Annotated in this window: 7 protein-coding genes; 4 read left to right on the top strand and 3 right to left on the bottom strand. The window is 35.6% G+C overall.

The features are described from left to right. The first annotated feature begins 193 nt into the window (after positions 1–193). Both HP569_RS13780 and HP569_RS13775 read left to right on the top strand, forming a co-directional pair. Positions 194–361: a DUF6903 family protein gene (locus tag HP569_RS13780; RefSeq protein ID WP_182201740.1), complete on the top strand. Its 168-nt coding sequence runs from the start codon at positions 194–196 to the stop codon at positions 359–361. A 59-nt stretch (positions 362–420) separates the two neighbouring features. Further along, positions 421–1878, top strand: coding sequence for an arylsulfatase (locus tag HP569_RS13775; protein ID WP_182201739.1), 1458 nt, complete (start codon positions 421–423; stop codon positions 1876–1878). Between the two features lie 60 nt (positions 1879–1938). Here HP569_RS13775 and HP569_RS13770 read toward each other — a convergent pair whose 3' ends face one another. Further along, entirely contained in the window at positions 1939–3195 is a 1257-nt protein-coding gene (locus HP569_RS13770; RefSeq protein ID WP_182201738.1) for an anaerobic sulfatase maturase, read from the bottom strand. Between the two features lie 189 nt (positions 3196–3384). Between HP569_RS13770 and HP569_RS13765 the strand changes: the two genes are divergently transcribed. Next, complete coding sequence (locus HP569_RS13765) at positions 3385–4335, top strand: formylglycine-generating enzyme family protein (RefSeq protein ID WP_182201737.1); 951 nt, start codon at positions 3385–3387, stop codon at positions 4333–4335. A 64-nt stretch (positions 4336–4399) separates the two neighbouring features. Then, the gene (locus HP569_RS13760) at positions 4400–5176 is read left to right on the top strand and encodes a sulfite exporter TauE/SafE family protein (protein ID WP_182201736.1); all 777 of its coding nucleotides are present in this window, start codon (positions 4400–4402) and stop codon (positions 5174–5176) included. A 71-nt stretch (positions 5177–5247) separates the two neighbouring features. On the opposite strand, the gene HP569_RS13755 is transcribed toward HP569_RS13760, so the two are convergent. Further along, positions 5248–5688, bottom strand: coding sequence for a flavodoxin domain-containing protein (locus HP569_RS13755; RefSeq protein ID WP_182201735.1), 441 nt, complete (start codon positions 5686–5688; stop codon positions 5248–5250). Between the two features lie 15 nt (positions 5689–5703). Continuing rightward, positions 5704–6753: a ribonucleotide-diphosphate reductase subunit beta gene (locus tag HP569_RS13750; RefSeq protein ID WP_182201734.1), complete on the bottom strand. Its 1050-nt coding sequence runs from the start codon at positions 6751–6753 to the stop codon at positions 5704–5706. Positions 6754–6809 lie beyond the last annotated feature (56 nt).

Raw genomic sequence — 6809 nt, 5'->3', positions numbered from 1 at the left:
GCGGCAGTAAACTATGGCCCGATGTATGCCGGAATGGTAATTGCGATGTTACCAACTATTATTTTATATATCATGGTACAAAAACGATTAACTCAAGGAATGACTGTCGGAGGTCTGAAAGGATAGGGCTAAATAGATCTTATTATGTTTCAGACAGTGAAAAGGCTAAATAAAGCATTTAGGAGGTACTTAAATGAAAGATAATATATTACGAATAGGGAAAGTTCTATTTTTTCTATTCAGCTTATTTTTAGTTATTTATGGCCAACGCACGGTAGGGAAAACAGAACTATTCCTTCAATTGTTGGGGTTAAGTGGATTGCTATTTTTACTGTGGAATTACAATAGAAAATTTCGTTAGTCATTCATGTTTGTGTATAATTGAATGACATATTAATCTAATGATAGAAAGGTGAGAGCATGAAGCCAAATATTTTGTTATTAATGGTTGATCAGATGCGCTTTGATTGCTTAAGTATATTAGATCATCCTGTTGTAGAAACACCTAATTTAGATGAGCTTGCCCAAAAGGGAGTAACCTTTTCCAATGCTTATTCAGCAACACCAACATGTGTGCCTGCAAGAGCCGCAGTACTAACAGGTATGAGTCAAGAATCACATGGAAGAGTTGGATATGAAGATAAAGTTCCTTGGAATTATGAACATACGTTACCTGGAGAGTTAGCTAATAATGGCTATCATACACAGGCTGTTGGGAAGATGCATGTGTATCCAACTAGAAAATTAATGGGATTTCATAACATTACACTTCATGATGGTTATATGCATTATAACCGTTTTAAAAATGAGGTAAAAACAACGGAAACATTCGAATATTGTGATGACTATTTGAATTGGTTTAGAGATAAAAAGGGTGCCGCTTATGATATTACAGATTTAGGACTTGATTGTAATTCCTCAACAATGGCTAGACCGTGGGAATTGGAAGAGAAGTATCACCCAACGAATTGGACGGTTCAACAATCAATTGATTTCTTGAGAAAGCGTGATCCTTCAAAACCGTTCTTCTTAAAGACGTCTTTTGTTCGACCGCATCCACCATTTGATCCACCCAAATACTTTTTCGATCAATATTTGAACAATGATATAGATGATCCTTATGTAGGGGAGTGGGCGGAATTAGCAGATCAATTGAATGAAGGGTTGATGCCAACAACGAAAAAAGGGGATGTCCCTGCTGCACGATTAAGGCGAGCGCGAGCAGCTTATTATGCATTGATTAGTCACATTGATTTTGAAATAGGAAGATTAATTAATGCGATGCAGGAGTATGGCGTATTAGAAAATACCGTTATTTTATTTACATCAGATCATGGAGAATTACTTGGTGATCATAACCGTTTTGCTAAAGCTCTACCGTATGAGGGTAGTGCGCATGTTCCGTTTATTCTTAATGATCCCGGTAATGTATTAGGGGTAAAGCAAGGAAGCACGATAGATCAAGCAGTTGAATTAAGAGACATTATGCCAACCTTGCTTGATATAGCTGGTATAAAAATCCCTGAAAGTGTAGATGGAAAAACACTACTTCCTTTATTAGTGGATGAGCATGCTTCATTGGCACGAGAGTTTATTCATGGAGAGCATACGTACGGCGTTGAATCCTACCATTATGTTACAAATGGAAAAGAGAAGTATATTTGGTTCTCACAAACTGGTGTGGAGCAATATTTCAATCTTGAACAAGACCCTTATGAATTAAAAAACGAATGGAATAACCCAATATATCAAACAAGAATAGAACGATTAAAGCAATTTTTGATTGAACAGCTGACAGGCCGTGAAGAAGGTTATACAGATGGCACACAACTGATTGTGGGTAAAGAGCCAAAGACATGTCTAAATCATATTCGTTAAAGAGAATATTGGACGTGATAATGACTAGGTTAATGATTATAACCTAGTCATTTCTCTATTTCAGCTATTGTTTTTTTCTAATAAAGTTTGACAGCATTTTTTAAATTTTTTACCACTGCCACATAGACAAGGATCGTTTCTTTCCGGTAATTTGGCACCTGAGCTCATATGTGCATGTATTCTATTTTTCCTTACTTTTTGTGCAACGTCTTGTATGCGGGAGTGTGCATAACGGTATACTTGTTGATAGCTATCACAGAAATAATCTACGCCCATTTGATTGGATTCTCTTTGTCGATTTCTTGGACAACCACCATGGCATAAATGAAGAAATTCACATGATTTGCACTTATCCGGGAGTGCAGGCTTTATTGTAGTGAACTGCTCCCAACGGGCATCATTCACAATAGACTCTAAAGTGTTTGTATTTACATTTCCCAAACGATAATCTTCATGAATATAGAAGTCACATGGATACGCATCACCATTTTGTTCAAGAATTACTGTTTTTGGACAAGTTTCCATGTGGGTGCACATTCCAGCAGGTTGGTTTAGATTAACAGCTAAAATATGATCGAAAAATCGTATCGATATTTCAGGATGCCCATCGTTGTACCAATGATCAAATGCTTCACAAAGAAAATCTCCGTATTGCTTTGGTGTAATTAAGTAATCACCCGATTGATAGATATCTTGAGATTGGAAATCCATACATGGTATAAACTGTACATAATCAAAACCATAATCTTGATAAAAATTCATTAGTTCAGCTGCACAAGTAATATTGTTTTCATGTAAAACAGTTAAAATATTAAAAGGTACATGCGCATCTTTTAAATATTGTATTCCCTTAATTATTGTATGAAAGCTACCCTTTCCGGAACTGGTTACTCTTCTGGCATCATTTATGTGTGCAGGTCCATCTAAGCTTACACCAACTAGAAAATTATATTGCTTAAAAAAAGTGGCCCATTCCTGATTCAGTAGTAATCCATTCGTTTGAATCGAATTACTTATTATTGTGTTTGCTTTTGCGTATTTTGATTGCAAATAAACAACCTTTTTAAAAAAATCAATACCGGCTAGTAATGGCTCACCACCTTGCCAAGCAAAGGTTACGAGACCACTCGACATTTCCATATATTCTTTTATTACTTTTTCTAATAACTTGTCGTCTATCCGGTCTATTTTTCCTGCTTTACCATTACAGCGACTGTAATAACAGTAATCACAGGCTAAATTACAAGACTCTGAAACAGTTTTCCACATAATTCCGGATAGACCTGTTTTCTTTGTTAACGTTGTCATGTCACTCATCGGCATGCTCCTTAATATGTATATATCATAAGTATGAGGCATCCAACGTTGTATTTCTATGATGGAAATCACAATTTATTGTTCATTATAAAGTAAAAAAGATAGATTAAATTTCTGATGAAACCGTTCACTAACTAGTATATAATTAAAGGATATTATATTTTTTAACATGATTTGAGGGTGTTTCAAATGACTGAGAATAATCAACAATCCTGTTGCTCGCCGGAGAGATCTTCACATGAGAAAAACATACATACTTCAGAGCAACATTTTAAAAAAAATGACACATTCAATAAAGCGGACATGATATTTATACCAGGTGGTCAATTTGAGATGGGTGATAGTTTTGATGAAGGTTTCACACAAGATGGAGAGCGACCGGTAAGAGAGGTGGAGGTTTCCTCTTTTTATATCGATCCGTATGCTGTTACAAATAAATCATTTCAAGCTTTTGTAGAAGATACAAATTATATTACTGAGACAGAGAAGTTTGGTTGGTCGTTTGTTTTTTATCAATTAGTTAATATCGATAAAGTTGAGTTAGTAGCCCCGGCTCATCAATGGTGGTTACCAGTTAAAGATGCTTATTGGTATCAGCCAGAAGGTAGGGGATCTTCGATTGAGAATCGGATGGATCACCCAGTCATACATGTGACTTGGAATGATGCCATTGCTTATTGTAAATGGGCTGGTAAACGTTTACCCACAGAAGCAGAATGGGAATATGCAGCTCGCGGTGGATTAATTAAGAAAAGATATCCATGGGGCAATGAATTAACTCCAAATGGAGAACATCGTTGTAATATTTGGCAGGGGGAATTCCCTATCCACAACGATAAAGAGGATGGCTATTTCAGTACTGCTCCTGTAGATGCTTTTCTTCCTAATGGGTATGGGCTATATAATGTATCGGGAAATGTATGGGAATGGTGTGCGGATTGGTTTGATGCCAAGTATGACTATGGCATAGTGAAAGATCCAAACGGTCCAAAGACTGGCGTGGCCCGTTCCATGAGGGGTGGCTCATATCTATGTCATCATTCTTACTGTAATAGATACCGAGTTGCAGCACGCTCATCCAACACACCAGATAGTTCTTCAGGGAATACGGGGTTTAGATGTGTCGCTGATGCTAGATAACAAAATGATAAATAGTTAAATAATTTTTATATATTTAAATGGGATAATTAAAAGGATGATTGACATGTTTATTTTATATTTTATTATTGGATTGTTTGCTACCACACTTGGTTCGATTGCTGGCTTGGGTGGAGGAGTAATCATTAAGCCGGTGTTAGATTTTTTTGGGCATTATGATTTATCAACAATTGGAATTCTTTCTGCTGCGACTGTCTTCTCAATGGCTACGGTTTCCTTAATTAAGATGAGAAAAATGGATGTTAAACTTGATAAGTTAAACAGTGCTTTAATTGCAGCTGGTTCAATTCTAGGTGGTTTTATCGGGAAAGCTGTGTTTAATTATTTTGTAATTAGTCTCGGCATTTCAAAAGAGATGGGGATTTTTCAATCGATATTACTGGCTTTATTGTTGGCTTTAATTTTTGTTTATTTTAAATACAAACACGCTATGAAAAGATTTAAGATAGAAAATAAAGCGATCATTTTGAGCATTGGATTTGTCTTAGGCTTACTGTCTTCTTTCTTAGGTATTGGCGGTGGCCCTTTAAATGTTGCTGTGTTAAGTTTGTTATTTTCAATGAATGCTAAAAATGCGGCTTGTAATTCAATCTTTATTATCTTTTTCTCTCAATTATCAGCACTTGTGTTGGCTGGTGTAACAACAAACATTGGAGATTACAACTTAATGATGCTTCCATATATGATCGTCGGTGGTATTCTTGGTGGGTTGATAGGTACGAGTTTTGTACATAAATTAACTGATAAGCAGATTGAGAAAATCTTTAATGTTGCGATCTTGGCTATTTTATTTATTAATATTTATAATGTTTTTTCTTATTAATTTAATACAAATGGGAATAATAAACCGTTACGTTAAAATTAACGTAACGGTTTGTTGTATTTGTATATAAGTTAAGCTGGTACTAGTGTTCTTGTCAGTCGGTCACAGAATTTTTCACAGCGTATTAAGTCGTCTTGTTGTGGAGTTAGCTCAATCTTTAAAGTAACAGCTAAGTTTGTATGGACATACAACATGTCACGAAACAGATCAACTGCTCCACAGTAATATGGATAAAAACTATCTCCAGTGCCAAAGACTCCTGTTGTAACATGACTCATATCTTGTTCTTCAAATTCAATGAACAACTCTTCCATTTCCATTGGTAAATCACCGTTATCCCATGTGTACGTCCCAACCGCAATAATATCGTAGTCAGGAAGTGTATCATAATCTAACTCGTTGATCGAAATAAAGTCGACATTCATTTGCTGTTTTCGCATGCCTTGATAGATTTGATTTGCAAGATCTTCGGTATTACCAGTTACTGATGTATAGATAACGGCAGCTTTCATTGCCAATAGCCTCCCTTATAATTCGTCAAAACCATTAGAAGAAGAAACTTTAGTATACGTACGAGACTTTTGCTCAAAGAAATCTGATTTAGTCTCATTTAACATCTCATCACTGAAGACATGAATCCATGCCATTGGGTTTTCACGGTCTTCATAGTAGTTGTCTAAACCAATTTGACGGAGACGCTTGTTTGCAAGGTATTCCACATAACCATGGAATTCATCAAGATCAATGCCTTCGATGTCTTTCAGAATGTATGTTGCCCATTCTTTTTCATTCTGAACGGCTTTATCAATTGTTTGATAAGCATATTGAATGTTCTCTTCAGTATTCAATTCAGGGTTTTCTGTTAACAAGATACGAATGAATTGTGAGATGAAGTATGCATGCTGCATTTCATCACGTTGAATGTAACTAATCATTGTACTTGTTTTCAGCATTTTTTGTTGACGTGCTAGATGATAAAAGAATGCAAACCCAGCATAGAAATAGATTCCTTCTAAGTTAATAGAATTAATCGCTAGTTCAAACAATCGTTGTGGTGTTGGCTTTTCGCGGAAAGCATCATAACTATCTAAAATTAATTGATTTCGTTTACGAACAATTGGATCATCTTTTGCTTGATCAAAACGCTCATTTTGTTCTCTTAATGGAACAAGAGAGCTCAAAATATAAGAGTAAGACTCATTGTGAACTGCTTCTTGTTGTGAGATAACCGCGAAGATTGCTTTAAAGCTTGAGTCTGTTACATAGTCCATCACGTAAGACATAGTAGGTGTTTGAAGACTATCTAATGATGCAAGCTGTGTATTAATACGTAAGAAAACATCTTTTTCCGTTTCCGTTAAGTAATCCCATTGTTTAATGTCATCTTGCATATTAATCTCTTGTGCTTTCCAAAAATTTGATAGTAATGTTTGATATAGATCATACATTTGTGGATAAGCAATATCATTCCAGTTTAAGAGACCAGAAGATTGTCCATTAATTATTCCGGTTGATTTATTCGGATAAGTAGGGTTAAGCAACTTTATTTTAGAAAGTGGCTGATCGATTTGTACCATGCTATTTTCCTCCTATTAGAATATGGTAGAAGGAGCTGTCGCTACAACAACTCCTT

This window comes from Paraliobacillus salinarum (genome assembly GCF_014083865.1).
GTDB classification, from domain to species: Bacteria; Bacillota; Bacilli; order Bacillales; family Amphibacillaceae; genus Paraliobacillus; species Paraliobacillus salinarum.
Note: the sequence above shows the minus strand (reverse complement) of the source record. Positions and strands in the feature narration are given on the sequence as shown.